Origin of the sequence: Mesorhizobium sp. 1B3, assembly GCF_050958605.1 — a bacterium.
Taxonomy (GTDB): Bacteria; Pseudomonadota; Alphaproteobacteria; order Rhizobiales; family Rhizobiaceae.
Window position 1 is genome coordinate 115,917 of record NZ_JBJHDO010000011.1, and the last position, 25,336, is coordinate 141,252.

Sequence of the window (25,336 nt, forward strand, 5' to 3'; positions counted from 1 at the left end):
AGACCGTCAGCTTTGCACGCGCCTAGCTGATCAGGAACAAGTGCGTGGTGGAAGAATCCACCACGCCCGCCCGGGATTGCCCATGCTCGCCTACACCACCAGACGTCTTCTCCAGCTCATCCCGACGGTGCTCGTCGTCAGCCTGTTCGTGTTCGTGCTGTTCGGCATGATCCCCGGCTCGGCCATCACCGCCGGCAACGTCGACCAGCTCGACCCTGTCATGGTGGAGCGGCTGCGCCAGGAATTCGGACTCGACCAGCCCCTGTACATGCGATACGCCGAATTCGTCGGAAATCTCGCCAGCGGCGATTTCGGCACGTCGCTGACGACGCGCCAGCCTGTTTCCGATCTCCTGCTGCCGCGCATCTGGCCGTCGCTAAAGCTCGCCATCTTCGCGATGATGATTGCAATAGCAGTGGGGGTCCCGCTCGGCTTCGTCGCGGGGATCAAGCGGGGCAGCTGGGTCGATACGGCTGCGACGGTCGTGGCCGTTTCCGGCACCTCGATGCCGCAATTCTGGCTCGGGCTGCTGCTGATGTACCTCTTCGCGGTGACGCTGAACTGGCTGCCGGCCTCGGGTTATGGCGACGGTGGGTTGCGTTACCTCATATTGCCGGCGATCAGCCTCGGCTTCGCTTTCATGGCGCTGCTGGCGCGAACGACACGGACCGCCGTCGTGGAGATCCTGCACGCCGACTATATCCGCACGGCCAACGCCAAGGGCCTGTCTCGCCTGGCGGTCTATGGGAAGCATGTCCTGCGCAACGCCATGATGTTGATCGTGACGACCGCAGGTCTGCAGTTCGGCGCGATCATGGGCAAGTCGGTGATCATCGAGAAGCTGTTCGGCTGGCAGGGCGTCGGCGCGCTGCTGCTCGATTCGATCGTCGGACGTGACCTGCCGACCGCGCAGGCCTGTATCGTCGTGATGATCCTCTTCTTCATTCTCGTCAATTTGGCGGTCGATCTTCTCTATCGGGTGATCGATCCGCGCGTGGAGTACAAATGACGCTGAAAAAGGCGCTCCGAAACCCCAGCCTCGTCGCCGGTGGCGGCATCGTCCTAGTACTCACCTTGTGTGCGATCTTCGCACCGCTGATGGCGCCGTACGATCCGGCTTCCGGCGGCAATCTACTCTACGCGAACGAACCGCCAGGGCCGATGTTCTGGCTTGGCACGGACGACAAGGGACGCGATATCCTGTCGCTTCTTGTCCATGGCGCGCGGGTCTCCCTCGGCATCGGTGTCGGCACGCAGCTCGTCAACGCCGCCATCGGCATCGTGCTCGGCGTCACGGCGGGTTATTTCGGCGGCTGGTGGGACGACGTCGTCAGCGGCCTGACCGGCATCTTCCTCACCGTTCCGACTCTCATCTTTGCCCTCGCGATCATGGCGGTGCTCGGACCTGGGCTCGTCAACGTGTTCCTGGCACTGGGCCTGACCCACTGGGCCTATACCTGCCGCATCGCGCGCTCCCAGACCCTCGTCGTACGCTCTCTGGGTTACGTGCAGGCAGCCCATCTCATCGGCTTTCGCAGCGGCAGCATCATGCTACGAGAAATCCTGCCGAACATCGCCGGCCCGGTGCTGGTCATCACCTCACTGGGAATGGGAGCGGCGATCCTGCTCGAGGCGTCGCTTTCCTTCGTCGGCCTTGGCGCCCAACCGCCGAGCGTGAGCTGGGGCCTGATGCTCTCCACCGCACGCGAAGTGATCTTCACGTCGCCATGGATGTCGGTTTTCCCGGGACTCGCGATCTTTCTCGCTGTTCTCGGCTTCAATCTCTTCGGCGACGGGCTTCGCGACCTGCTCGATCCCCATATGCAGGTGGATCACGGCAAATGACGGCGGCGCCTCTCCTGTCAGTCGAAAATCTCACCTTGTCGTTTCCCGGGCCGCAAGGGCGGTCAAGGGTGATCGAGGATGTTTCCTTCAAACTCGACGGGGGCGAAATCCTCGGCCTTGTCGGTGAATCGGGCTGTGGCAAAAGCGTCACCGCGCTGTCGATCGCCGGGCTGGTGCCGACGCCACCCGGCCGCTTCGAGAACGGGCGCATCCTGTTTCGGGGCCGCAATCTTCTCACCATGAACGAAAGCGAGCGCCGCAGCATCAAGGGCCGGGAGATCGCCATGATCTTCCAGGAGCCGATGACGTCGCTCAACCCGGTCTTCACGGTGGGTGACCAGATTGCGGAAGTCTTCCGCACCCATTTGAAGCTGGACCGCCGCGAGAGCTGGAAGCGTGCCGTCGAAGCGCTGGACATGGTCCGCATTCCGGCCGCCGCGCGCCGGGCCGGAGATTATCCGCACCAGCTCTCCGGCGGCATGCGCCAACGCGTGATGATCGCCATCGCGCTTGCCTGCAAGCCGGCCCTGCTCATCGCCGACGAACCGACCACTGCTCTCGACGTGACCGTACAGGCGCAGATCCTGGAGCTGGTCCAGGAACTGACGAAGGAACTCGGCACGGCCGTCCTCCTCATCAGCCACGACCTCGCGCTGGTCGCCGAGGTTGCAGACCGCATGGCCGTGGCCTATGCTGGACAGATCATCGAAGAGGGCGCTGCCGCTGAAATATATGCGGCACAGCATCATCCTTATACGCGCGGCCTCTTCCACTCGATGCCGCAACTCGGCACACGCTCCGGCGACACACGGGAAATGCTCACCGAAATTGCGGGAAGCGTGCCGTCAAGGCCGGACCGCATTACGGGCTGCCGCTTCCGCGAGCGTTGCGCGCTGCGCCAAGCCGAATGCGCCGAGGACCTGGCACTGTTCCGCGGAACCCTGGCGGCACGCAGCCGCTGCATCCTCGACAGGCCGCAAGAGGTGACGACATGAGCGTGCTGATGGAGGTGAAGGACCTGAAGGTCCATTTCCCGCTGAAGGGAGGCGGGCTGCTGCAAAAACCCAAACTGCTGAAGGCGGTCGACGGCGTCAGCTTCGCGCTCGAGAAAGGCCGGTCGCTGGGCATCGTCGGGGAGTCGGGTTGCGGCAAGACCACCGCGGCGCTCGCCATGGTCGGCCTGCGGGCTCCGAGTTCCGGTGAGATCAAGATCGACGGCGAGCCTGTATACGGCGTCGACCGCTTGCGCGCGGCCCGGCTCGTCCAACTGGTTTTCCAGGATCCCTACAGCTCTCTCAACCCCCGCGCCACGATCTACACGACCATCTCCCGCGCGATGCGGCTGCACGGCCTGGCCGAGGGGACCGATCTGCGCACGCGGATCGCAAGTCTGCTCGAAACGGTGGGACTTCGCGGGGAGCATATGGACCGCTTTCCTCACCAGTTCTCCGGCGGGCAGCGCCAGAGGCTCTGCATCGCGCGGGCGCTTGCGTTGTCGCCCCAGATCCTCGTCGGCGACGAACCGGTGTCCGCCCTGGATGTTTCGGTACAGGCGCAGATCCTCAATCTGCTGCTGAGATTGCAGAAGGATCTCGGCCTCTCGATGGTCATCATCTCGCACAACCTCGCCGTGGTCGAATATCTTTGCGACGACATCATCGTGATGTATCTCGGCAAGGTGGTGGAGCGGGGCGCCTATGACGACATCACGCGCCGGGCCCTTCATCCATACACACAAGCGCTTATCGCTGCCGCTCCATCGGGGCCCGGCCGCAGCGCCTCGGCCCGGGCGGCACCGAAAGGCGAGTTGCCGAGCCCGATAGATCCGCCGCCTGGCTGTCCCTTCAATCCACGCTGCGAGCGCGCGACCGATCTTTGCCGCAAATCAATGCCGGCGCTGCAATCCAGGGGCGAACGCCACGGCGTCGCCTGCCATCACGCCTGATCACGCGGAGTTCCCCCCATGACCGACACGGCATCGCTTGTCATTCGCGGCGCGCGCATCCTGACCATGGATCCAGCCCACCCGCGTGCTTCCGCAATCGCAATCGCCGGCGAAACGATCAGTTTCATTGGCGACGACAAGGGCGCGATGGCGCTTGCCGGAGCGTCGACGCGGGTCATCGAAGCGGACGGTGCGACGTTGCTTCCCGGCCTCATCGACTGCCACGCCCATCTCCTGAGCTACGGCCAAAGCCTCGTGCGGCTGGACCTCAAGGGGGTCGAAAGCTTCGAAAAGCTCGTCCAACGGACCGCGGCTTTCGCCGAGACCCTGCCGAAGGGCCGCTGGATCGAAGGGAGGGGCTGGGATCCCGCGGTTTGGGGCAGCGAGGAGGTCGATATCGACCTGCTGTCGAAAACGGTTCCGGACCATCCGGTCTATCTGAAACGCTACGACGGCCACGCAGCGATCGTCAACGAAGCGGCGCTCGCCGCCGCTGGTATTTCGGCTCAAACCGCAAACCCGCCCGACGGAGAAATCGTAAGGCGCGGAGGGCGCCCGACCGGGCTTCTCATCGAGGCAGCCGGAAGGCTGGTCGAAACGGTCATCCCCGAACCGGGAGCGCCGGAAAGGCGGGACTGCATGGCCTTGGCCGCCCGGAAGCTCTTGTCCCTCGGTATCACCAGCATTTTCGACGCGATCGACGAGGCTGACTGGATCGACGACATCCGTCATCTGCTTCGAGAGGGCACGTCGATGCCACGCATCATCGGGGAAATGCGTGCACACCCCAGCGACGATCCAGTCAAGATTGCCCGGGAAACCATGTTCGCGGACGAGTTCGACGGCCGGTTCAGCCTATCGTTCATGCGCTTCGTCATGGATGGCGGCATGGGGCCGCGCGGTGCGGCCCTTCTGGAGCCATACAGCGACCGGGAGGATACGAGCGGCTATCTGATGCTGCCGGACGAATTCGTCGCGGCTGCATCGCGCGCCGCGCTCGAAGCCGGCTGGCGGCTTGCCGTCCACGCCATCGGCGACCGGGCCATCGACCGGCTCGTGTCGATCTGGGAGCCGCTCGTCGCGGAGGATTCGGCGAGGGCAGAACGGCTGATGGTCGAACATTGCGTCATGCCGAGCGACGAAGCGCTGTCGCGCCTGGGCCGCATTGGCTGCTTCGCTTCCGTTCAACCGCAGCACGCCAAGCTCGCCTCTCAGTGGATCTTCGATCGGCTGGGGCCGGACCGGGCGCGGCGCGCCTATGGCATGAGCCGTCTGAAGAAGGCCGGAATGCAGCTTGCGCTGGGCAGCGATTTTCCGGTCGTTCCGCCAGACCCGCGGCTGACCTTTGCCTGCGCGCGGAAGTTCGAGCCGCAGGATGACGCGGCGAGTGCCTGGCGGCACCGTTTCGCCCTCTCGCTGGAGGAAATTCTCACCGGCTATACTCTGGATGCCGCTCGCTCTGCCGGCATGGACAAGCGGATCGGCATCCTGCGGGCCGGGATGGACGCGGACGCCGTCCTATTTTCCGGCGATCTGTTGTCCCTGGACCGCCATGACATCCTTGCAACCCCAGTTCTCGCGACGCTCCTCAAGGGAGCGATCGTCCATGAAGCATTCTGAAAGGACCTGCCATGACCATCGAAAGAAGCGGCTCGCTCCCCTTCATGCACCGCGCAGTGAAGCACAATGGAACACTCTATCTCGGAGGCGTCACGGCAAGCGATTTCAGCGCCGATATTGCGGGTCAGACGAGGGAAATGCTCGGCAAGGTCGAAGCCCTGCTCGATCAGAACGGCAGCAGCAAGAGGCACATGCTGACCGCGCTGATCTTCCTCTCGAACATGGCCGACAAGGATGGGATGAACGGGATCTGGGGAGAATGGCTGGACGTGGCCGACATGCCCGGCCGCGCCACCGTTGGCGTGGCCGATCTCGGCAAGGACTGCCTGATCGAGATCAGCGTCACGGCCGCGCTCAGAGCCTGACGGAACAATAATAAACATTTCGAGAAGAGTCGCTTCTCCGGAAGGAGAAGCGCGGCCGAGGTATGAAACGATGAACGGTGCCGATGCCCTCTGCGAAACCTTGTTGGCAAACGGGGTCGACGTATGTTTCGCCAATCCGGGAACCTCGGAGATGCATTTCGTGGCTGCGCTCGATCGGCAGCCGAAAATGCGCTGCGTACTCGGGCTGTTCGAAGGGGTCGTGACTGGCGCTGCGGACGGCTACGCCCGCATGGCCGACCGACCGGCAGCGACGCTGCTTCATCTGGGGCCCGGCCTGGCAAACGGCCTCGCCAACCTGCACAATGCGCGGCGAGCGGAAACGCCTATGCTCAACATCGTCGGCGATCATGCCACCTATCACGGCAAGTTCGATCCTCCGCTGGCCAGCGACATAGAGAGTTTCGCCAGGCCGGTGTCGAAGTGGCTCGGCAGGGCGGCTTTCCCGCGGGACGTCGCTCCGCTGACGGCCGCAGCCTATCGCCACGCCGTAGAGGAGCGCGGCGTCGCGACAGTGATCCTGCCGGCCGATGTCGCCTGGGGCAAGGTGCGGGCGGACGAAATGCTGAAGGCGACGGCGGCGCGACCCGTCTCCACTGCCTCCACCGAACGGATCGACGCGGTCGCTGGATCGATGCTGGCGGCAAGGAGGCCGGTGTTGCTGCTCGGCGGCACGGCATTGCGCCGAAAGCCCCTCGCCGAGGCCGCAAAACTATCCGCCCGCACCGGAATCCCGCTGATCGCCCCGGCGTCGAATTCCCGCATGGAACGCGGCGCGGGCCTGCCGGCTTTGCGCCGCATTCCCTACGACATCATGCAGGCGCGCAATTTCCTTCACGACTTCGACCTGATCATTCTCGTTGGTGCCCGCCTGCCGGTCGCCGCCTTCGCCTATCCCGATCTGCCGAGCCAACTGGTCTCCGACGATAGCCAGATCCTCACCTTGACCGCCAGCACCGAGGATCACGCCGCGGCCCTCGCTGCCCTTGTGGATGCCTTCCCGGCGAAGGGAGAGGCCGCGAGAGAGAACCAGCCTTCCATCCGGCAGGAAGTGCCGGTTGAGGGGCCCCTCACGGCGGAGACAATTTCCGCGATTGTCGCGCAACGGCTCCCGGAAGGTGCTGTGGTCTGCGACGAGTCCGTCACCTCGGGGCGGCATTTCTTCAATCTTTCCTGCAGCGCCGCGCCGCACGACTACCTGCAACTGACCGGCCAGGCGATCGGCATAGGCATACCGCTCGCAGTGGGTGCGGCGATTGCCGCACCCGGACGTAAGGTCATCGGGCTTCAGGCGGACGGAAGCGGAATGTACACCGCGCAGGGTTTATGGACGCAAGCGCGCGAAAGGCTCGACGTCATTACCATCGTCTTTGCCAATCGCCGCTACGCTGTCCTCCAGAACGAAATGAAGAAGATGGGCATCGGCGATTTCGGCCGGAATGCCAAGTCGATGCTCAGCCTCGGAAACCCCGAAATCTCGTGGATCCGCCTGGCCGAATCCATGGGCGTCGAGGGCCGGCGTGTCGCAAGTCTCCGCGAGTTTTCTGCCGCTTTCGATGCGGCGCTTCGCGGCACCGGTCCTTTTCTCATTGAGGCGCTAATTGATTGAAAAGCACCGTCGCCTGAACTCGACAACGACGAATGATCCCATCCGGCAGCTCCCTGCTGCCATCGGCGTCATAATGGCTTTCCGTGCCCGCTCATCGCCGAAAGGCACCCAAGGTTTCTATGTCCTGTTGACCTCTTGCAGGACTGATCAGCCGTTCACGCACCAGCGCCGCGCTACAGCTTCCTGAGTGCCACTTCCACGACGCGGTGGTCGGGACCCTTCTTCAGGATGAGGTCGGCGCGTGGCCGCGTCGGCAGGATGTTCTCCCTGAGGTTCTTCAGGTTGATGTTGCTCCACAGGCCTTCGGCGATTGCGCGGGCGGCCTCTTCCGACAATTGCGAATAGCGATGGAAGAAGGACTGCGGATTGCGGAAAGCGGTTTCCCTCAGCCGCATGAAGCGCTGGATATACCAATTGTGGATCAGCGCTTCCTCCGCGTCGATATAGATCGAAAAGTCGAAGAAATCGGAAACGAAGGGAACGAACTTTCCGTCCTTCGGCAGCTCGCGCGGCTGAAGGACGTTCAGCCCCTCGAAGATCAAGATGTCCGGGCGGTCGATGGTCACGAACTCGCCGGGCATGACGTCATAGGTCAGGTGAGAATAGACCGGCGCGCGGACGTTGGGCTGACCGGATTTGATCGCCGAGAGGAAGCGCAGGAGCGCGCCGACATCGTAGGAATCCGGAAACCCCTTGCGCTCCATGAGGTTCTCGCGTCGCAGCACCTCGTTCGGGTAGAGGAAGCCGTCCGTGGTCACCAGGTCGACCTTCGGGCTCGACGGCCAGCGGGCGAGAAGCTCCTTCAGGACGCGTGCCGTGGTCGACTTGCCCACGGCCACTGACCCGGCCATGCCGATGATGTAGGGCGTCTTCACACCGTCGGCCGGGTTGAAGAAGAGCTGGCGCTGCCTGAACAGGAGCTGGCTCGACTCGACATGGGCCGAAAGCAGCCGTGACATGGAGAGATAGATCCGGCGGACTTCGTTGAGATCGATCGGGTCGTAGAGCGAACTCAGCCGACGAACCTCTTCGGCAGACAGGGTAAGCGGTGTATCCGCCCGAAACTCGGACCATTGCTGGGCTGAAAAGAAGCGGTAGGGAGAATATTTTTCGGTCTCAACGAGCTGGTCCATCAAGAAGCCTGCTTCCCGTTACGCTTTGAAAATAGTCAGTCGCGGCTGCGCGACGCTTTTTCGGCGATACCGGAACGGCTCGTGCGCCGTTCCAGTTCGGCCAGCACCTCGTCAAGGGGAACGCCGGCTACGGCCAGAACCACCAGCCAGTGGTAGAGAAGATCGGCGCTTTCCGAGACGAGCCCTTCCCGATCGCCGCGCACGGCGGCAATGACGGTTTCGACGGCTTCCTCGCCGAGTTTCTTGGCGGCCTTGTCCATCCCGGCTGAAACGAGCTTCGCCGTCCAGGACTCCGGATCGCCGGAGCGCGCCCGTTCGGCAATGATCTTTTCGAGGTCGGCCAGCGAGAATGCGGTCATGGAATGTCGTCTAGTTCGGAGCAGCGACACTGTCGAGTCGCATCGCCAGCCCGGCCTGCGCCATGTAGGCCTTGGCTTCGGCGATGGTATAGGTGCCAAAATGGAAGATCGAGGCGGCCAGAACTGCCGTCGCATGGCCGTCGCGGATACCTTCCACCAGATGATCGAGATTGCCGACGCCGCCGCTCGCGATCACCGGGGCGCGCACCGCATCGGCGACCGCCCGGGTGAGAGCAATGTCGTAGCCGGCCTTGGTGCCATCGCGATCCATGGAAGTGAGCAGGATCTCGCCCGCGCCGAGCTCGACGACCTTGCGCGCGAATTCGACAGCGTCGATCCCGGTCTTTTCGCGGCCACCATGGGTGAAGATCTCCCAGCGGTCGGATTCGCCCGGGCCCGAGACCTTCTTGGCGTCGATGGCGACGACGATGCACTGGTTGCCGAACTTGTCGGCCGCCTCGGCGACGAAATCGGGGTCCTTCACCGCCGCCGTGTTGATCGACACCTTGTCGGCGCCGGCCAGCAGCAGCTTGCGGATGTCGGAGACCTGACGCACCCCGCCACCCACGGTGAGCGGCATGAAGCATTGCTCGGCCGTGCGGGCGACGACGTCGAAGATCGTCTCGCGGCCATCGGACGACGCCGTGATGTCAAGGAAGCAGAGCTCGTCGGCACCAGCCACGTCATAAGCCTTGGCCGCTTCCACCGGATCTCCCGCGTCGACCAGGTCGACAAAATTGACGCCTTTGACGACGCGGCCGTCCTTCACGTCCAGGCAGGGGATGACGCGCGATTTCAAGGTCATGCGTCACCTCCATCGAACAGGCCCCGCGGGCGATTCGCGGTACCTCGCAGGATCGCAAGCGCTTCGGCCGGATCGATGCGTCCGTCATAGAGGGCGCGTCCCGAGATCGCCCCTTCGAGCCTGCCCGCGTCCGGCATGGTCATGCGGACGATGTCGGCCAGCGAGGCAAGCCCGCCGGAGGCGATCACCGATATCGAGACCTCATCGGCGAGCGCGATGGTCGATTCCCAGTTGATGCCCGCCAGCACGCCGTCGCGATCGATGTCGGTATAGATGATGGCCGCCACACCGGCGCCCTCGAATTTCTTCGCCAGTTCGACGGCGCCGAGCTGCGAGGCCTGTGCCCAACCTTCGACGGCCACCTTGCCGCCGCGCGCGTCGATGCCGACCGCAATCCTGCCCGGAAACTCCCGGCATGCCTCCTTGACCAGATCGGGATCGCGCACGGCCACCGTGCCGAGGATCACGCGCGCCAGGCCCTTGTCAAGCCAGTTCTCGACATGGGCCAGGTTGCGTATGCCACCGCCGAGCTGAACCGGATTCTTCGTGGCCCGAAGGATCGCCTCCACCGCCCGCCCGTTGACCGAACGCCCCTCGAAGGCGCCGTTGAGGTCGACGACGTGGAGCCATTCGAAGCCCTGGCTCTCAAAGGCTGCGGCTTGCGCCGCCGGGTCCGCATTGTAGACAGTGGCCTGGTCCATGTCGCCGAGCTTCAGGCGCACGCACTGGCCGTCCTTGAGATCTATGGCCGGAAAAAGGATCATAGTTTCCTCTTGCTCCGCGGCTTGGGGAGCCTCAAGGCTTCCATCGCAGGAAATTGGCGATGAGGGCAAGGCCGAGCGCCTGGCTCTTTTCGGGGTGGAACTGGGTGCCCGCGCGATTGTCGCGCGCCACGGCGGCGGTGACCGGGCCGCCATAATCGGCGACGGCCAGCACGTCGTCGGGATCGGCGGCATCGAGATGATAGGAATGCACGAAATAAGCGTGCAGCCCGTCCGGGCCGGTGCGGATCCCCTCGAAGAGCGGATGCCGCTGCCGCAACTCGATCGTGTTCCAACCGATCTGCGGAATCTTGAGCGACAGGTCGGAGGGCGTGATCTCCTTCACGTCGCCTCCTATCCAGCCGAACCCCCTGGTGACGGTCTTTTCGAGTCCGCGTTCGGACATGAGCTGCATGCCGACGCAGATGCCGAGGAACGGCCTGCCCGCCTTGACGACGGCCTCGTTGATCGCCTCTTCCATGCCGCCGACGCCGGCGAGGCCTGCGCGGCAATCGGCATAGGCGCCGACGCCAGGGAGCACGACGCGATCGGCCAGGCGTACGCGCTCGGGATTGGCGGTGAGATCGATTTCCGCCGAGATGCCGGCCTCCCTTGCGGCGCGCTCGAATGCCTTGGTCGCCGAGCGCAGATTGCCGGATCCGTAGTCGATGATGGCAACACGCATGTCAGCGCCCGCTTGGGTAGGAGAAAAGACCGAGCGCCGGGCCCGAAGGGGCGGCGATGGCAGCCGGCCGCTGCACCGGCTCGGACATCGACCGAACGTCGGCTTCAGGCTCCGCGGCCACGGCGCCGTAGTAGCGGATTTCCGCCTCGGCAGCCGAATCCGCCTCGACGACTGCCACATCCCGCCAGCCACGCCGGCGCAGCGCTCCGATGCGCAAGGCGGCACCTTCCAGCCCGACATAAATCGAGACCAGGAGCGACAGCAGCGAGGCATAGAAACCATAGCCGCCGACTTCCGCCAGGGCACCGATCAGCAGCACCGCGCCCAGCGCGAGCGCGGCCTCGATCCACAGGCGATGCCACAGCAACCAGATGAAAGGCACGAGAAAGGCGAGGAACGCGAAGCCGTCACGGATGAATACCGCGTCGACTGTCGCTGGCGTCTTCTGCCGCGGCTCCATGATCACGTAGACTGCCATCGGTTTTTCCCTAAGCAGGTTCCTCGGAAGTGTCCAGATTTGCGACGAGACCCTGTAACGAACAACACACGCCGGCATCCTTGGAACGATGCCTGCTCAGGAACTCAGCGTGCCCTTCGTTGACGGGATCGCGCCGGGCTGCCGCGGGTCTGGCTCGAGTGCGATGCGCAGGGACCGCGCGACCGCCTTGAAGCAGGTCTCGGCGATGTGATGGTTGTTGGCGCCGTAGTGATTGAGAACATGCAGCGTAATCCCCGCATTCTGCGCCAGCGCCTGGAAGAATTCGCGCACCAGTTCGGTGTCGAAGGTGCCGACCTTGGGGGAGGAGAAAGCCACATGCCAGACCAGGAAGGGCCTGCCGGACACGTCGACCGCCGCCCGGGTGAGGGTCTCGTCCATGGCGAGGTCGATCGAGGCGTAGCGCGTGATGCCGCGTCGTTCGCCGAGCGCCTTGGCGATGGCTTGGCCGAGCGCGATGCCGGTGTCCTCGACCGTATGATGATCGTCGATATGGAGATCGCCCTTGGCCTTCACCGTGATATCGATCAGCGAATGCCGGGACAATTGCTCCAGCATATGATCGAAAAAGCCGACGCCAGTGGAGACGTCGAAGCGCCCGCTTCCGTCGACGTCGACGGAAACGGAGATCTCCGTCTCCTTCGTCTTGCGGCTGACACTCGCCTTGCGCTTTTCGATGCCGGACGTCATCACCCGATCTCCGCCACTAGGCAGGTTCGCGTGGCTTCGCCCGCTTCATCTGCTTGGCTTCTTCATTTACCGCAGGTTTTTGTCGGAAAACCGTGGGACTGTTTTCCGAAACCTGCTTAGCTTCCGGGCCTTCTAACAGCAAGGTTCCGGGATTTCCAGCTGGCTTTGGAAGCGGATTGCAAATGCGCGGCCGGGCCATACATAAGACGCGAACAACCCTCGTATCGTGCGGCTGCCTTCGGGGCCGCGCGCCATCGGAGCCGATAATGTCGAATGAATTGAGCATGCATGCCACGACGATCGTGACTGTCCGCAAGGCCGGCAAGGTCGTCATTGCCGGCGATGGCCAGGTAAGCCTCGGCCAGACCATTATGAAGGGCAACGCCAAGAAGGTCCGTCGTCTCGGCAAGGGAAACGTGATCGCCGGCTTTGCCGGCGCGACAGCGGACGCATTCACGCTGCTCGAGCGCCTCGAAGCCAAGCTGGAGCAATATCCCGACCAGTTGACGCGCGCCTGCGTCGAACTCGCCAAGGACTGGCGTACCGACCGCTATTTGCGCCGGCTGGAAGCCATGATGCTGGTGGCCGACAAGAACGTGTCGCTGGCGCTGACCGGCACCGGCGACGTGCTGGAACCGGAGCATGGCGTGATGGCGATCGGTTCGGGCGGCAACTACGCGCTGGCCGCCGCCCGCGCGCTGATGGACACGGATATCGACGCCGAGGCGATCGCCCGCAAGGCGATGGAGATCGCGGCCGACATCTGCGTCTATACCAACCACAGCGTGGTCGTCGAAACGCTGGACGCGGCCTGATCGCCGCCAGCGCCGATTCAGTCGCGCGGGTCGGCGTCCCGTCGCCCTCCTTTGACGCTATCCATGAGTCGCCGCGAGTTGCATGCCTGTCCTGTGATCTGCGGTTGGAAAAGCCGCCGCTGTTGTGGCAGCGTGCGAGCTCAGGGTGTGAGATGAAAGGCCGGAGGTGATGAAGAAGGGTTCCGACATCCTCGTCGAGGCGCTGGAGAACGAAGGCGTCGACCGCGTCTTCGGGGTGCCCGGCGAAGAGAACCTGCATGTGGTCGAATCGCTGCGCAAATCCAGCATCGAGCTGGTCCTGACCCGGCATGAACAGGCGGCCGCCTTCATGGCCGCCACACATGGGCGGCTCACGGGAAAGCCGGGCGTCTGCATGGCGACGCTCGGCCCGGGAGCCTTGAACTTTTCGACCGGTGCCGCCTACGCCCATCTCGGCGCTATGCCGATGATCCTGATCACCGGCCAGAAGCCGATCATGACCGCCAAACAGGCACGCTTCCAGATCGTGGACGTCATCGCCTCGATGCGGCCGCTTACGAAAATGACGCGCCAGATCGTCAGCGGGTCGAGCATTCCCTCGGTGGTCCGCGACGCTTTCCGGGTGGCGATGGAAGAGCGGCCCGGGCCCGTCCATCTGGAACTGCCGGAGGACGTCGCCGGCGAGGCGATTGCCGAGGTGCCTGTCGTCCCCATTCACCCGCTCGACCGGCCGGTTGCTCCGCCGGCCGCCATCGACCGGGCGGTGGAACTCATCCAGAACGCGAAGCGGCCGCTCATCATGGTCGGCGCGGCCGGCAACAGGCCGAGGCTGGTGGAGGCGCTGTCCGCCTTCGTTCGTCGCATGCGCGTGCCCTTCTTCAATACGCAGATGGGCAAGGGCGCGGTGGACGGCGGCTCGAACCTCTATGTCGGAACTGCCGCCCTTTCCGAGCGCGACTATGTTCACGAGGCCATCGACATGGCCGACCTGATCATCGCCATCGGGCACGACACGGTGGAGAAGCCGCCCTTCCTGATGAAGAGCGAGGGCGGCCCGCGGGTGATCCATATCGGGTACAGCTCCGCCACTGTCGAACAGGTCTATCACCCCGATGCCGAGGTGATCGGCGACATCGGGACGACTGTGACCGCACTGGCCGACCGGCTCGGCGGCAAGCTCGATCCCGATCCAGCGCTGCTCGAACTGCGCCAGCGGATCCTCGAAAGGCTGAACGACCGAGCCGAAGAGGATCGCTTCCCGATCACGCCCCAGCGCATCGTGCACGACGTCCGCAAGGTCATGCCTGACGACGGCATCGTGTGCCTTGACAATGGCATGTACAAGATCTGGTTCGCGCGCAACTTCCGCACCCATGTCGCCAACACGCTGCTTCTCGACAATGCGCTGGCGACCATGGGCGCCGGCCTGCCTTCGGCGATGATGGCCGCGATGCTCTATCCGGGCCGCCGGGTCATGGCGGTCTGCGGCGACGGCGGCTTCATGATGAATTCGCAGGAGATGGAGACGGCTGTCAGGCTCGGCCTCAACCTGGTGGTCGTCATCCTCAACGACAGCGCCTACGGCATGATCCGCTGGAAGCAGGCCGTGGACGAATTTCCGGATTTCGGCCTGACTTTCGGCAATCCTGACTTCGTGCGTTATGCCGAGGCTTATGGCGCCAAAGGCTCCCGCGTCACGGGAGCCGCCGAGCTAGCCCCGACGCTCGAAGCCGCCTTTGTGGCCGGCGGCGTCCATGTCGTCGACGTGCCCATCGACTATTCGGAGAACACGAGGGTGCTTGTCGAGGAATTGCGCAACCGCACACCTGCCGTCCGATTGGCGTAGGCGGTGCCGGACATGCCTGCCAGCCCCTATGATTTCCGCGCCGTGACGGAGAACGATCTGCCGATGATCGGTGCCTGGATCGCGGCCCCGCACGCCGCCGCCTGGTGGGGCGATCCGGAAAGGGAGATCGCCGAGATCCGGGAACACATCGACAGCGTCTCCGTCGAGCCGCTCATCGTCGAGCTCGATGGCAAGCCGATCGCCTACCTCCAGGCCTATGATCCGCACCTGGAAGACGATCATCCCTATCAGGACCAGCCCTTCGGCACGATCGGCCTCGACCTCACCATCGGCGAGCCCACGCTTGTCGGCGTCGGTCACGGATCAGCCCTGCTCCGGCAGTTCGTCGCCCAGCTTTTCGCCGAAGGCACTCCGCGCGTGATCATCGACCCTGACCCGACAAACGCCAGGGCGATCAGAGCCTATGAGAAGGCTGGCTTCCGCGCCTTCGAGTTGCGCAGCTCTGTCTATGGCCCGGCACTGATGATGGCGATCGACGCCGGGGACGCCGCATGACCGCTCCGGCATTCGGACGACAGGCGCCGGGCTGGCGGCTGTTCTGGCGCACAGGCATGGCGGTGGCCTTGGCCCTGATCGTCCTGCAGGCCGCCATCCTCTATGCGATGGGCCGCATCCCGATCTGCGAATGCGGGACGGTCAAGCTTTGGCACGGCGTGGTCAACAGTTCGGAAAATTCTCAGCACCTTGCGGATTGGTACACCTTCTCTCACATCATCCACGGCTTCCTGTTCTACGCCGGCACGCGGCTCGTCTTCCCCAAGCGGTCCATCTGGTTCCGTCTTGCAATCGCGATCTTACTGGAGGGCTCCTGGGAAGTTCTTGAAAACAGCGACTTCATCATCAGTCGCTACCGGGAAGGAACCATTTCCTATGACTATTTCGGCGACAGCATAGTAAATTCCATCGCCGATACTTTGTGGATGGTGCTGGGCTTTGTCATGGCGGCAAGGCTTCCTATATGGGCCATAGTGGTGTTCGCCATCGTCTTTGAAATCGGCGTCGGCGCCGTCATCCGCGATAATCTCACACTCAACGTGATCATGCTGCTGCATCCGTTCGAGTTCATCAGGCAGTAGCAAAGTGGTGCGTAGACATGACGACATTTTCTCCCCGCGAAATCGTTTCGGAACTTGATCGCTTCATCATCGGCCAGAAGGACGCCAAGCGCGCCGTGGCGATCGCGCTGCGCAATCGCTGGCGCAGGCAGCAGCTCGACGGCCAGATGCGCGAGGAGGTGATGCCCAAGAACATCCTGATGATCGGCCCCACGGGCGTCGGCAAGACCGAGATCTCGCGTCGTCTCGCCAAGCTCGCCGGCGCGCCTTTCGTGAAGGTCGAGGCGACGAAGTTCACCGAGGTCGGTTATGTCGGCCGCGATGTCGAGCAGATCGTGCGCGACCTCGTCGAGGTCGCGATCGGCCTGGTGCGCGAGAAAATGCGCGAGGACGTCCAGGCGCGTGCGCATGTCAACGCGGAGGAGCGCGTGCTGGAGGCTCTCGTCGGAAAGACAGCAAGCCCCGCGACGCGGGACAGCTTCCGCAGGAAACTGCGCGACGGCGAGCTCGACGACAAGGAGATCGAGATCGAGGTGGCCGATGCCGGCGGCGGCATGCCCGGCTTCGAGATCCCAGGTATGCCCGGCGCCAATATCGGCGTGCTCAACATCAACGACATGCTGTCCAAGGCGATGGGTGCCAAGCGCACCAAGATGCGTAAGACGACCGTCAAGGAATCGTACGAACTGCTCATCAACGACGAATCCGACAAACTGCTCGACCAGGACGAGGTCGTGCGCCGGGCCCTGGAGGCTACCGAGAACGACGGCATCGTCTTCCTGGACGAGATCGACAAGATCGCCGCGCGCGACGGCGGCATCGGAGCCGGCGTTTCCCGCGAGGGCGTGCAGCGCGACCTGCTCCCGCTGGTCGAAGGCACGACGGTCGCGACCAAGTACGGGCCGGTGAAGACGGATCACATCCTGTTCATCGCATCGGGCGCCTTCCACGTTTCCAAGCCGTCGGACCTCCTGCCCGAATTGCAGGGCCGCCTGCCGATTCGCGTCGAACTGCGCGCGCTCGAGAAGGAGGATTTCCGGCGTATCCTGACGGAAACCGAAGCGAGCCTGATCAAGCAGTATGTGGCGCTGATGCAGACCGAAGGCGTGAAGCTCGAATTCACCGACGACGCCATCGATTCGCTGGCCGGCATCGCCGTCGATCTCAACGCCAATGTCGAGAATATCGGCGCTCGCCGTCTGCAGACGGTGATGGAGCGTGTCCTGGACGAGATTTCGTACGATGCGCCCGACCGGTCCGGGACGGAGATCGAGATCGACGCCGATTATGTGCGCGAACATGTCGGCGATCTCGCCAAGAACACAGATTTGTCGCGATTCATCCTTTAGGAAACGCTTCCCCGAACGGACGAGGGCGGGACTGACGGCGCAGGCCTAAAGTCCCGCTCGACGCCGCCGAGCGCAACCCCTAGTTTGCGCGCGCTCCGAAAACCTGCCCCGTGGTGCCCGTTGATGATGCTGCGCCTGACATCCCTGCTGCTTTTCGTTCTGTCGGGCACGCTCGGCGCCGGCGCCGCCACGCTTGTCCCCGAAGGCAACCGCCATGTCGAGCAGCCGCAGGTCCCCGGTGCTTCGGCCTCGCGCACGAGGGCGCTCAAGACCACCTATGACGCCAAATACCGCAGGGTTTACAAGCTTCTCAGGAACGACGACGAACTGCGCGGCAAGATCGTGAAGACTGCCGCTGTCTACGGCATGGATCCCATCCACATCGTGGGCGCCATCGTCGGCGAGCACACCTACAATGTCGACGCCTATGACCGGCTGCAGACCTACTACGTCAAGGCGGTCTCTTACCTGAACAATGGCATGTCCTTCGCTTATGGCGGGGAGGACATCGGCGATTTCATCCACCGACCGCAATTTTCCCATTGTCGCGAATCCGACGGAAGCTACGAGGCCTGGACCTGCCGCGAGGCCGTGTGGAACAGCACTTTCCGCGGCAAGACCGTCGACGGCAAGGCCTTTCCGAACCAGCGCTTCAGCCAGACCTTCTTCCAGCCCTTCTATGCCGGCCAGACCTTCGGCCTCGGCCAGCTCAACCCGCTGACGGCGCTTCAGATGAGCGATCTCGTGCATCAGGTGTCCGGCTTGCCGAAGCTCAGCTACACCAAGCCGGGGCAGGTCTACCAGACCATCATGGATCCCGACCTGACGCTTGCCTATGTCGCGGCGACGCTGAAGAAGTCCATCGACGCCTATCGCGACATTGCCGGCTTCGACATTTCGCGCAACCCCGGCATTACCGCGACGCTCTACAATGTCGGCGACCCGCTGTCGCGGGCCCGTGCGCTCGCCGTGGAGAACGAGACGAGACTGGCCGAAGGCATCGAGCCGAGGCTTCCCGAAGAGAACTATTACGGCTGGCTCGTCAACGAGAAGCTGCCGGAACTTCGGGCCCTTTTCTAGGTGCCGGAGGCGCCGTGCGTCCACCCGGACACGGAACGGCGCTCCATCTCTTCGTTTTAGCCCAAAATGACGACCGCGATCGCATGATTGTCCATTGAACCGCACGATTCAGGAACAATCGGCATCGATCGGTGAACGCTCCAGCTCTTGCGCGATCGCCGGATCGACTGGCGTCTCGTAAGTCAGCAGAATTCCGCCCAGAGTAAAATAGAAGCCGACGGTAGCGATCAGGTCGAAGACCGCTTCGCGCCCGATAGCCGCTGTCAGCTCAACCTCCAGCTCCGCCGGAATGCGATGCGCGTCGAACAGCGCATCGACCGCCCGCACGATCAGTCCGTCCTCGCCCTCCGGCATGGCGGCAATGGCACGGATGCGCTCGTCCGAAAACCCAAGCGCCCGCGCTCGGCTGACGTGATGGGCCCATTCATAGTGCGAACCGAGGCGATGCCCGGTCCGCAGGATCACCACCTCCGACCGATCCGGCCCGAGCGCGCTGTCCTTCACCAGATGCTGGCGCAGGGGCGCCCAGGCGCGCAGCAGCGCAGGGTGATGCGCCATAGTGCGGTAGACATTGAGCTGCCCGGCGAATCCGTCGCGCAGGTCGGCAACGGAATCTGGCCAGTCGGCATCCGAAATCGGCGGACAGGGGGAGCGGATCATCGCAGTCTCCTTTTTGCAGGGGGATCGGGAACGTCTCTTCCACGGCCGTTCGAAAACGGCAAGCGGCAGGGCCGCGCGCAACGCCCGGAATTTCCGCTTTACAAATGACATAAAGTGATAACAATAGAGATAATCAGCGTCCTTCGGTGGGGGGAACGGCGCGGGCCGTTTGCCGGAGAGGCGGCCGGGAGGCACAGGAGGTCATCATGGAAACGTCAGCGCTCACCGCGCGCCAGCTCTTCGAACACGCCAAGGCAAACCCGACGCGCAAGCGCTTTGGCTTCGGCCGCAAGCCCATGCTGATCAACATCGACCTGCAATGCGCCTATACCTCGGTCGGCGAATTCGTCTCGGCTTACGAGACCGATCCGAAGCAGATGGAATACGTCAACACGCTTGCCGGCCTTGCCCGCCGGAAGGGCCTGCCGATCACCTGGACCTATGTGGCCTACATGGAATCGGGCGAGGATTGCGGCGTCTGGGGCACCCGGACGAACACGCCGGATTCGCTGCAGAACATCAAAGTCGGCTCGCGCCGGGCCGAATTCGACCCGCGCCTGGAGATCGACCGAACGAAGGACATCATCATCAACAAGCGCATGGCCTCGCCCTTTCACGAGACCAACCTGCAGTCGCTGATGGTCTGGCATCAGTGCGACACGGTGGTGCTGACCGGTGGCTCGACCTCAGGCTGTGTGCGCGCCTGCGTGGTCGACGCGATCTCGCGCGGCTACCGGGTGATCGTTCCCGAGGAATGCGTGGCCGACAAGCACGAGAGCCCGCATTTCGCCAATCTCTACGACATTGCGGTGAAATACGGCGACGTGATCCCGGTGGCGGAGGCCATCGCCTGGTACGAAGCCTACCAGCCCGAGGCCCGCTGAGATGACGGCCGCAGACACTGCATTGCGCTCGGATCTCGGCCTCTACGACTATCTGCCCTGGCCGAACCGGCCGAAGATCGTCTGGCCCGGCAACAAGAAGATCGCGGTCTGGATCGCGCCCAATATCGAGTTCTACGAATACGACCCGCCGAACAACCCGACCCGCACGCCCTGGGCCCGGCCGAACCCGGACGTCCTGCAATATTCTCACCGCGACTACGGCAACCGTGCCGGCTGGCAGCGCATGATGGCGGCCATGGACCGATGCGGGTTCCGCGGCTCGGTCTCGCTGAACGTCGCGCTCTGCGACCATCATCCCGAGATCATCAAGGCCTGCGCCGATCGCGGATGGGAGTTCTTCTCGCACGGTATCTACAACACGCGCTACGTCTACAACATGACCATCGAGCAGGAGCGCGCGATCATCCGCGACGCCTTCGATACGGTGAGGAAGCATACCGGGCAGGAACTGGCGGGCTGGCTCTCGCCGGCGCTGTCGAACAATCTGTGGACCATGGACATCCTGGCGGAGGCCGGCATCCGGTACACCTGCGACATGTTCCACGACGACCAGCCGATGCCGGTCAAGGTGAAGTCGGGCAAGCTGATCTCGATGCCCTATTCGCTCGAGATGAACGACGTCATCGTCTACAATACCCAGAAGGTGACGCCCCGCCATTACGGCGAAATCATCAAGCGCCAGTTCGACCAGCTCTACAAGGAAGGCGACGACAGCGGCACGGTGATGTGCATCCCGCTGCACCCCTATCTGGTAGGCCAGCCACACCGGATCGACGCCTTCGCCCAGGCCATCGAATACATCGCCGGCCATGACGGGGTCTGGCAGACCACCGGCCGCGAGATCGCCGAAGCCTATCACGCCAGCGGCGCCTACGACGAGATGAGCGCCGCCATCGCTGCCCACCAGGCCGCAGAGGGGGTCCGCTGATGTCGATGCCCGAAAGCTATCTCGAGTATGCCGCCCGCCGTTACGGGATGGATCATGACCGCTATGATTGGTCCGACCTGTTCAAGCGCAAGCCGGTCGCATGGCCGCATGGCGCGCGGATCGCGCTTTCCGTCGTCACACATGTGCAGCATTTTCCGCTCGACATGCCGGCGAAGCCGTTCAAGGCGCCCGGCGCGCTGTCGATGCCCTATCCCGATTTCCGCTACTACACCAATCGCGACTACGGCAATCGCGTCGGCGTCTTCCGCGTGCTGAAGCTGTTGCGCGAGAAGGGGCTGAAGACCAGCTTCGCCGTCAACGGCATCATTGCTGCGCGCTATCCCGCGCTGATCCGGGCGGTTGTCGAGGACGGGCACGAGATCGTCGCCCATGGACTCGACATGGGCAAGGTGCATCACTCCGGGCTCGGCCTGGAGGAGGAGGGCGCGACCATCGCCGAGGCGCTGCGGCTTTTGCGCGGGGCAAGCGGCCAGAAGGTCGAGGGCTGGCTTTCGCCCGGCCGGGCACAGGGCTTCAACACCCCGGAGCTGCTGGCAAGGAACGGCGTAACCTACAGCCTCGACTGGGCGAACGACGACCTGCCCTACGAAATGCGGACGAAGGAAGGCCCGCTCCTGGCGATGCCGCTGGCCTACGAGACCGACGATCAGGTCGTGGCCAACGAGTATTTCCAGTCGGAAACCGAATGGGTGCAGCAGGTCAAGGACCGCTTCGACGTGCTCTATCGCGAAAGCGCCGAGTACGGCGGCCGGATCATGAGCCTGCCGCTGCATTCCTGGGTCTCGGGCATGCCCTATCGCGTGGAATATCTGCGCGAGGTTCTGGACCACATCCTCGCGCACGAGGGCGTCTGGAACGCTCCGGCAGGCGAGATCGCCGCAGCTTTCCGCGCCCAGGGCTGACACCTCCTGTGTGGCGGGGGCGCCCGTGAGGGGGCTGCCGGAACGCAGGCAAGCTACAGGAACAATGGCCATGGCGCAGGCACCCGCTACCGCACCGCGCACGATGTTTGGCAAGATCTGGGACGAGCACGAGATTCTGCGCCACCCCTCGGGGCCGTCGCTGCTCTATATCGATCGCGACCTGATCCACGAGGGCAGCTTCCATGCCTTCGCCGAGCTCAAGCGGCGCCGGCTGAAGCCGCGGCGCCCCAAGCAGATTTTCGGCATCGCCGACCACTACGTGCCGACACTCGGGCGCAGCGCGGCCGACGCCGCAAGTCCGGCCATTGCCCGCATGATCGACACATTCGACGAGAACATGAAATGGGGCGGAATGCGCCATTTCGGATTGACGAGCCGCGACCAGGGCATTGTCCATGTCGTGGCCCCGGAGCAGGGGATCACCCTTCCGGGCCTCACCATCGTCTGTTCGGACAGCCATACCTCGACGCAGGGCGCCCTCGGTGCCATCGCCTTCGGGATCGGCCAGTCGGAAAATGCCCATGTGCTGGCCACCCAGACCCTGTGGCAGGTGCGGCCGAAAACCATGCGGGTGACAGTGGATGGCGTGCTCGGCCAGGGGGTCACCGCCAAGGATGTCATGCTGGCGCTGATCGCGAAGATCGGCGCGGCCGGGGCGGGCGGCCACGCCATCGAATATGCCGGCCGGGTCGTACGCAACCTCTCCATCGAGGGGCGGCTGACGCTCTGCAACATGTCGATCGAGGCGGCCGCACGCCTTGGCATGATCGCCCCCGACGAAATCACCTTCTCCTATGTGCGCGGCCGCCACTTCGCACCTGCCGAGCAGGAATGGGACATGGCGCTGGATCACTGGCGGGGGCTGGCGAGCGACGAGGGGGCGATCTTCGATCGCGAAGTCACGCTGGATGGCGCGGAGATCGCCCCGATGGTGACATGGGGCACCAGCCCGGAGGACGCGGTCGCGATCACCGGCCGCGTGCCGGACCCGGCGAGCTTCGGCAATGCCGAGAAGCGCAAGGCTGCGGCGAAGTCCCTGGAATACATGGACCTCACCCCTGGCACGGCGCTCGACGGGCTGAAGGTGGACAAGGTCTTCATCGGCTCCTGCACGAATAGCCGGATCGAGGATCTTCGCGCCGCCGCCGCCGTGCTCAAGGGCCGCAAAGCCGTTGTCCAGACCGTCGTGGTGCCGGGTTCGACCCGGGTGAAGGAACAGGCCGAGGCCGAGGGCATCGCCGCCACCTTCCGCGACTCGGGTTTCGAATGGCGCGAGTCGGGCTGTTCCATGTGTGCGGCGATGAACGGCGACGTGGTCGGCCCGGGCGAACGGTGCGCCTCCACCTCCAACCGCAATTTCGTCGGCCGCCAGGGCCCCGGCGCGCGGACCCATCTGGTCAGCCCGGCCATGGCCGCCGCCGCGGCCATCACCGGGCGTCTCACCGATGTCCGGCGGATCTGAGAGGAAGGACTTGAGATGAAGGCCTTCACCCGAGAGACATCCACCGTCGTCGCCATTGCCGGGGTCAACTGCGACACGGACCAGATTATCCCCGGCCGTTTCCTCAAGGCCGATCGCGCGCAAGGCTACGGCCAATTCCTGTTCCACGACATCCGTCGCGATGCCCAGGGAGAACCCGATCCCGCCTTCCCGCTGAACCGCCCGGGAGCGGATGCGGCGACGATCCTTCTCGTCGAGGATAATTTCGGCTGCGGCTCGTCGCGCGAGGGCGCGGTCTATGCGCTCGCCGATCACGGCATCCGCGCGGTTATCGGCCCGAGCTTCGGCGACATCTTCTACAACAACGCCCTGAAGAACGGCCTTTTGCCGGTGCGCCTGCCAACGGTGGTCTGCGAGGCGCTGGCCAAGCATCTTGCGGAGTTTCCGGATGCGCAGGTCACGGTCGACCTCGAAACATCCGAGCTGATGCTGCCTGGAAATCTCGGCACCCATCCCATCGTCATCGAAGCCTTTGCCCGCGACTGCATCCTGCGCGGGCTCGACGAGATGGAGATGACGATCACCTATCTGGAGCAGATCGAGGCCTTCGAGGCGGCCCGGATCTCCTCGCATCCTTGGCTGGGCCGGTGACGGGCGGACCAGTGATAACCACAACCATTCTACCGTCAGAAAAAACCTGGGAGAGAAGAAATGAACTACAAGATTGATCGTCGAGGCCTGCTCAAAGCCTCGGGAGCCCTGGCAGTCGGCCTTGCCATGCCCACGGTCCTGCGAGCGCAGACCCCAGCGGTAAAGGTCGGCGTGCTGGAGCCGCTGACCGGCAACCTCGCCTACAACGGCACCCAATGCGCCGCCGGGGCAAAGTTCGCCGCCGAGAAGATCAACGCCGCCGGCGGAATCAAGAGCATGGGGGGCGCCCAGATCGAACTCGTCGTGGTCGATGCGCAGAGCCGTCCGGAAGTCGCGGCTTCGGCGGTCGACACGCTGGCCCAGGCCGGCGTGTGCGCCTTCACCGGTGCGACGGCCTCGGCGCTGGGCCTCGCTTCCTCGCAGGCGGCCGCCAAGTACAATCTCGCCCAGGTCTTCTCCATCGGCACCGCCGAGACAGTGGTGGAGCGCGGCCTGCCGAACGTCTTTCGCTTCACGCCGGGCGTGAACAAGTGCACCAGCGTGGCGCTCGAGAACCTGAAGCTCCTGAACGAAAGCGCCGGCAGCCCGGTCAAGACCGCGGCCATCGTGCACGAGGATGGCCCCTTCGGCTCCAACATGGCGAAGATCCTCGCCGAGCGCCTGCCCCAGCAAGGCATCGAAGTGGTTGAAACCATCTCGCATCCGACGCCCCAGCGCGATTTCTCCAACATCGCGCTGCGCGTGAAAGCCTCGAAAGCCGACATACTGATCCCGTCGAACTACCTCAACGAATATACGCTGATGGCCCGGGCGCTGCATCAGCAGCGCGCCGAGTTGAAGGCGATCTACTCGATACTCGGCGGTGCGGCCTCGAACATCAAGTTCGTGCGCGAGAACAATGAGGTGGCGCAGTATGTGATGGACTGCAACCACTGGTTCGATCCGACGAAGGACGAATCGAAGGCGCTGGCTGCCAAGGTGGCCGAAGCCGGCCTCGACCTGACCTACGACATCATGGTCTCCTATGCGACGATCCAGGTCATCGCCGACGCGCTGGAGCGCGGCGCCTCGCCCGACCGGCAGAAGATGATCGAGGCCCTGGCCGCCTCGACCTTCGACGGCTCGATCATGCCCTATGGGCCGACGAAGTTCGTCAACGGCGACAATGTCAATTCGCGGCCGGTGAACACCCAGATCCGCGGCAACGAGATCGAGGTGGTATTCCCCAAGGAATACGCCAGCGCCGAAGCCGTCTTCCCGATCCCCCAGAAGGGCTGACGCGGCCGCGCCCCCGCGGATCGTTTCCGCGAGGGGCGCCCAGCGAGACCAGG

Annotated in this window: 27 protein-coding genes; 19 read left to right on the forward strand and 8 right to left on the reverse strand. The window is 64.0% G+C overall.

Features of this window, described 5'->3' with window-relative positions; translation table 11 throughout:
- Positions 1 to 82: 82 nt before the first annotated feature.
- The 7 genes from ACCO56_RS25420 (at position 83) to ACCO56_RS25450 (ending at position 7,402) form a co-directional block, all read left to right on the forward strand.
- Positions 83 to 1,009 (forward strand): ABC transporter permease, encoded by a 927-nt coding sequence (locus ACCO56_RS25420; RefSeq protein ID WP_433643682.1) that lies wholly within the window; start codon positions 83 to 85, stop codon positions 1,007 to 1,009.
- The gene (locus tag ACCO56_RS25425) at positions 1,006 to 1,845 is read left to right on the forward strand and encodes an ABC transporter permease (protein ID WP_433643683.1); all 840 of its coding nucleotides are present in this window, start codon (positions 1,006 to 1,008) and stop codon (positions 1,843 to 1,845) included. Before ACCO56_RS25420 ends, ACCO56_RS25425 begins: the two co-directional genes overlap by 4 nt.
- Positions 1,842 to 2,840, forward strand: coding sequence for an ABC transporter ATP-binding protein (locus ACCO56_RS25430; RefSeq protein ID WP_433643684.1), 999 nt, complete (start codon positions 1,842 to 1,844; stop codon positions 2,838 to 2,840). Before ACCO56_RS25425 ends, ACCO56_RS25430 begins: the two co-directional genes overlap by 4 nt.
- The gene (locus tag ACCO56_RS25435) at positions 2,837 to 3,790 is read left to right on the forward strand and encodes an ABC transporter ATP-binding protein (RefSeq protein ID WP_433643685.1); all 954 of its coding nucleotides are present in this window, start codon (positions 2,837 to 2,839) and stop codon (positions 3,788 to 3,790) included. Before ACCO56_RS25430 ends, ACCO56_RS25435 begins: the two co-directional genes overlap by 4 nt.
- Positions 3,791 to 3,808: 18 nt before the next feature.
- Positions 3,809 to 5,410, forward strand: coding sequence for an amidohydrolase (locus ACCO56_RS25440; protein WP_433643687.1), 1,602 nt, complete (start codon positions 3,809 to 3,811; stop codon positions 5,408 to 5,410).
- 11 nt (positions 5,411 to 5,421) lie between these two features.
- Positions 5,422 to 5,775: a RidA family protein gene (locus ACCO56_RS25445; RefSeq protein WP_433643688.1), complete on the forward strand. Its 354-nt coding sequence runs from the start codon at positions 5,422 to 5,424 to the stop codon at positions 5,773 to 5,775.
- Positions 5,776 to 5,845: 70 nt separating this feature from the next.
- Complete coding sequence (locus tag ACCO56_RS25450) at positions 5,846 to 7,402, forward strand: acetolactate synthase large subunit (protein ID WP_433643689.1); 1,557 nt, start codon at positions 5,846 to 5,848, stop codon at positions 7,400 to 7,402.
- 173 nt (positions 7,403 to 7,575) lie between these two features.
- On the opposite strand, the gene coaA is transcribed toward ACCO56_RS25450, so the two are convergent.
- The 7 genes from coaA to hisB all read right to left on the reverse strand — a co-directional run bounded on the left by coaA (position 7,576) and on the right by hisB (position 12,331).
- Positions 7,576 to 8,535 carry a type I pantothenate kinase gene (gene coaA, locus ACCO56_RS25455; protein ID WP_433643690.1) on the reverse strand — a complete coding sequence of 320 codons (960 nt, stop codon included), beginning with the start codon at positions 8,533 to 8,535 and terminating at the stop codon, positions 7,576 to 7,578.
- A 35-nt stretch (positions 8,536 to 8,570) separates the two neighbouring features.
- Complete coding sequence (locus ACCO56_RS25460) at positions 8,571 to 8,894, reverse strand: phosphoribosyl-ATP diphosphatase (RefSeq protein WP_433643691.1); 324 nt, start codon at positions 8,892 to 8,894, stop codon at positions 8,571 to 8,573.
- Positions 8,895 to 8,904: 10 nt separating this feature from the next.
- Positions 8,905 to 9,699 carry an imidazole glycerol phosphate synthase subunit HisF gene (gene hisF / locus ACCO56_RS25465; protein WP_433643692.1) on the reverse strand — a complete coding sequence of 265 codons (795 nt, stop codon included), beginning with the start codon at positions 9,697 to 9,699 and terminating at the stop codon, positions 8,905 to 8,907.
- A complete protein-coding gene (hisA, locus tag ACCO56_RS25470; protein ID WP_433643693.1) occupies positions 9,696 to 10,463 on the reverse strand; it encodes a 1-(5-phosphoribosyl)-5-[(5-phosphoribosylamino)methylideneamino]imidazole-4-carboxamide isomerase in 768 nt (255 codons plus the stop codon). Before hisA ends, hisF begins: the two co-directional genes overlap by 4 nt.
- Positions 10,464 to 10,494: 31 nt before the next feature.
- Positions 10,495 to 11,145, reverse strand: coding sequence for an imidazole glycerol phosphate synthase subunit HisH (hisH, locus tag ACCO56_RS25475; protein WP_433643694.1), 651 nt, complete (start codon positions 11,143 to 11,145; stop codon positions 10,495 to 10,497).
- 1 nt (position 11,146) lies between these two features.
- A complete protein-coding gene (locus ACCO56_RS25480) occupies positions 11,147 to 11,623 on the reverse strand; it encodes a DUF2628 domain-containing protein (RefSeq protein ID WP_433643695.1) in 477 nt (158 codons plus the stop codon).
- A 96-nt stretch (positions 11,624 to 11,719) separates the two neighbouring features.
- Positions 11,720 to 12,331, reverse strand: coding sequence for an imidazoleglycerol-phosphate dehydratase HisB (hisB, locus tag ACCO56_RS25485; protein WP_433643696.1), 612 nt, complete (start codon positions 12,329 to 12,331; stop codon positions 11,720 to 11,722).
- A gap of 266 nt (positions 12,332 to 12,597) precedes the next feature.
- On the opposite strand from hisB, the gene hslV reads away from it, so the two are divergent.
- The 6 genes from hslV (at position 12,598) to ACCO56_RS25515 (ending at position 18,476) form a co-directional block, all read left to right on the forward strand.
- The gene (gene hslV, locus ACCO56_RS25490; protein ID WP_433643697.1) at positions 12,598 to 13,146 is read left to right on the forward strand and encodes an ATP-dependent protease subunit HslV; all 549 of its coding nucleotides are present in this window, start codon (positions 12,598 to 12,600) and stop codon (positions 13,144 to 13,146) included.
- A gap of 169 nt (positions 13,147 to 13,315) precedes the next feature.
- Positions 13,316 to 14,971: an acetolactate synthase large subunit gene (locus tag ACCO56_RS25495; RefSeq protein ID WP_433643698.1), complete on the forward strand. Its 1,656-nt coding sequence runs from the start codon at positions 13,316 to 13,318 to the stop codon at positions 14,969 to 14,971.
- Between the two features lie 12 nt (positions 14,972 to 14,983).
- Positions 14,984 to 15,487, forward strand: a complete 504-nt coding sequence (locus ACCO56_RS25500; RefSeq protein WP_433643699.1) for a GNAT family N-acetyltransferase — start codon at positions 14,984 to 14,986, stop codon at positions 15,485 to 15,487.
- Positions 15,484 to 16,068, forward strand: a complete 585-nt coding sequence (locus ACCO56_RS25505; protein ID WP_433643700.1) for a DUF2585 domain-containing protein — start codon at positions 15,484 to 15,486, stop codon at positions 16,066 to 16,068. Before ACCO56_RS25500 ends, ACCO56_RS25505 begins: the two co-directional genes overlap by 4 nt.
- Positions 16,069 to 16,085: 17 nt before the next feature.
- Entirely contained in the window at positions 16,086 to 17,396 is a 1,311-nt protein-coding gene (gene hslU, locus ACCO56_RS25510) for an ATP-dependent protease ATPase subunit HslU (protein ID WP_433643701.1), read from the forward strand.
- A gap of 123 nt (positions 17,397 to 17,519) precedes the next feature.
- A complete protein-coding gene (locus ACCO56_RS25515) occupies positions 17,520 to 18,476 on the forward strand; it encodes a DUF1402 family protein (protein WP_433643702.1) in 957 nt (318 codons plus the stop codon).
- Between the two features lie 108 nt (positions 18,477 to 18,584).
- Here the strand turns inward: ACCO56_RS25515 and ACCO56_RS25520 are convergent, their stop codons facing one another.
- Positions 18,585 to 19,136 carry a carboxymuconolactone decarboxylase family protein gene (locus ACCO56_RS25520; RefSeq protein WP_433643703.1) on the reverse strand — a complete coding sequence of 184 codons (552 nt, stop codon included), beginning with the start codon at positions 19,134 to 19,136 and terminating at the stop codon, positions 18,585 to 18,587.
- Between the two features lie 206 nt (positions 19,137 to 19,342).
- Here ACCO56_RS25520 and ACCO56_RS25525 point away from each other — a divergent pair, with 206 nt between their 5' ends.
- From ACCO56_RS25525 to ACCO56_RS25550, 6 genes are all read left to right on the forward strand, one after another.
- Positions 19,343 to 20,020 (forward strand): isochorismatase family protein, encoded by a 678-nt coding sequence (locus tag ACCO56_RS25525; RefSeq protein ID WP_433643704.1) that lies wholly within the window; start codon positions 19,343 to 19,345, stop codon positions 20,018 to 20,020.
- A 1-nt stretch (position 20,021) separates the two neighbouring features.
- Positions 20,022 to 20,969 carry a polysaccharide deacetylase family protein gene (locus ACCO56_RS25530; protein WP_433643705.1) on the forward strand — a complete coding sequence of 316 codons (948 nt, stop codon included), beginning with the start codon at positions 20,022 to 20,024 and terminating at the stop codon, positions 20,967 to 20,969.
- Positions 20,969 to 21,892 (forward strand): polysaccharide deacetylase family protein, encoded by a 924-nt coding sequence (locus tag ACCO56_RS25535; RefSeq protein WP_433643706.1) that lies wholly within the window; start codon positions 20,969 to 20,971, stop codon positions 21,890 to 21,892. Before ACCO56_RS25530 ends, ACCO56_RS25535 begins: the two co-directional genes overlap by 1 nt.
- Before the next feature lie 70 nt (positions 21,893 to 21,962).
- On the forward strand, positions 21,963 to 23,375 hold the full coding sequence (leuC, locus tag ACCO56_RS25540) for a 3-isopropylmalate dehydratase large subunit (RefSeq protein WP_433643707.1): 1,413 nt from the start codon (positions 21,963 to 21,965) through the stop codon (positions 23,373 to 23,375).
- A 15-nt stretch (positions 23,376 to 23,390) separates the two neighbouring features.
- Positions 23,391 to 24,005, forward strand: a complete 615-nt coding sequence (gene leuD / locus ACCO56_RS25545) for a 3-isopropylmalate dehydratase small subunit (RefSeq protein ID WP_433643708.1) — start codon at positions 23,391 to 23,393, stop codon at positions 24,003 to 24,005.
- 60 nt (positions 24,006 to 24,065) lie between these two features.
- Positions 24,066 to 25,283 (forward strand): ABC transporter substrate-binding protein, encoded by a 1,218-nt coding sequence (locus tag ACCO56_RS25550; RefSeq protein ID WP_433643709.1) that lies wholly within the window; start codon positions 24,066 to 24,068, stop codon positions 25,281 to 25,283.
- Positions 25,284 to 25,336: the final 53 nt, after the last annotated feature.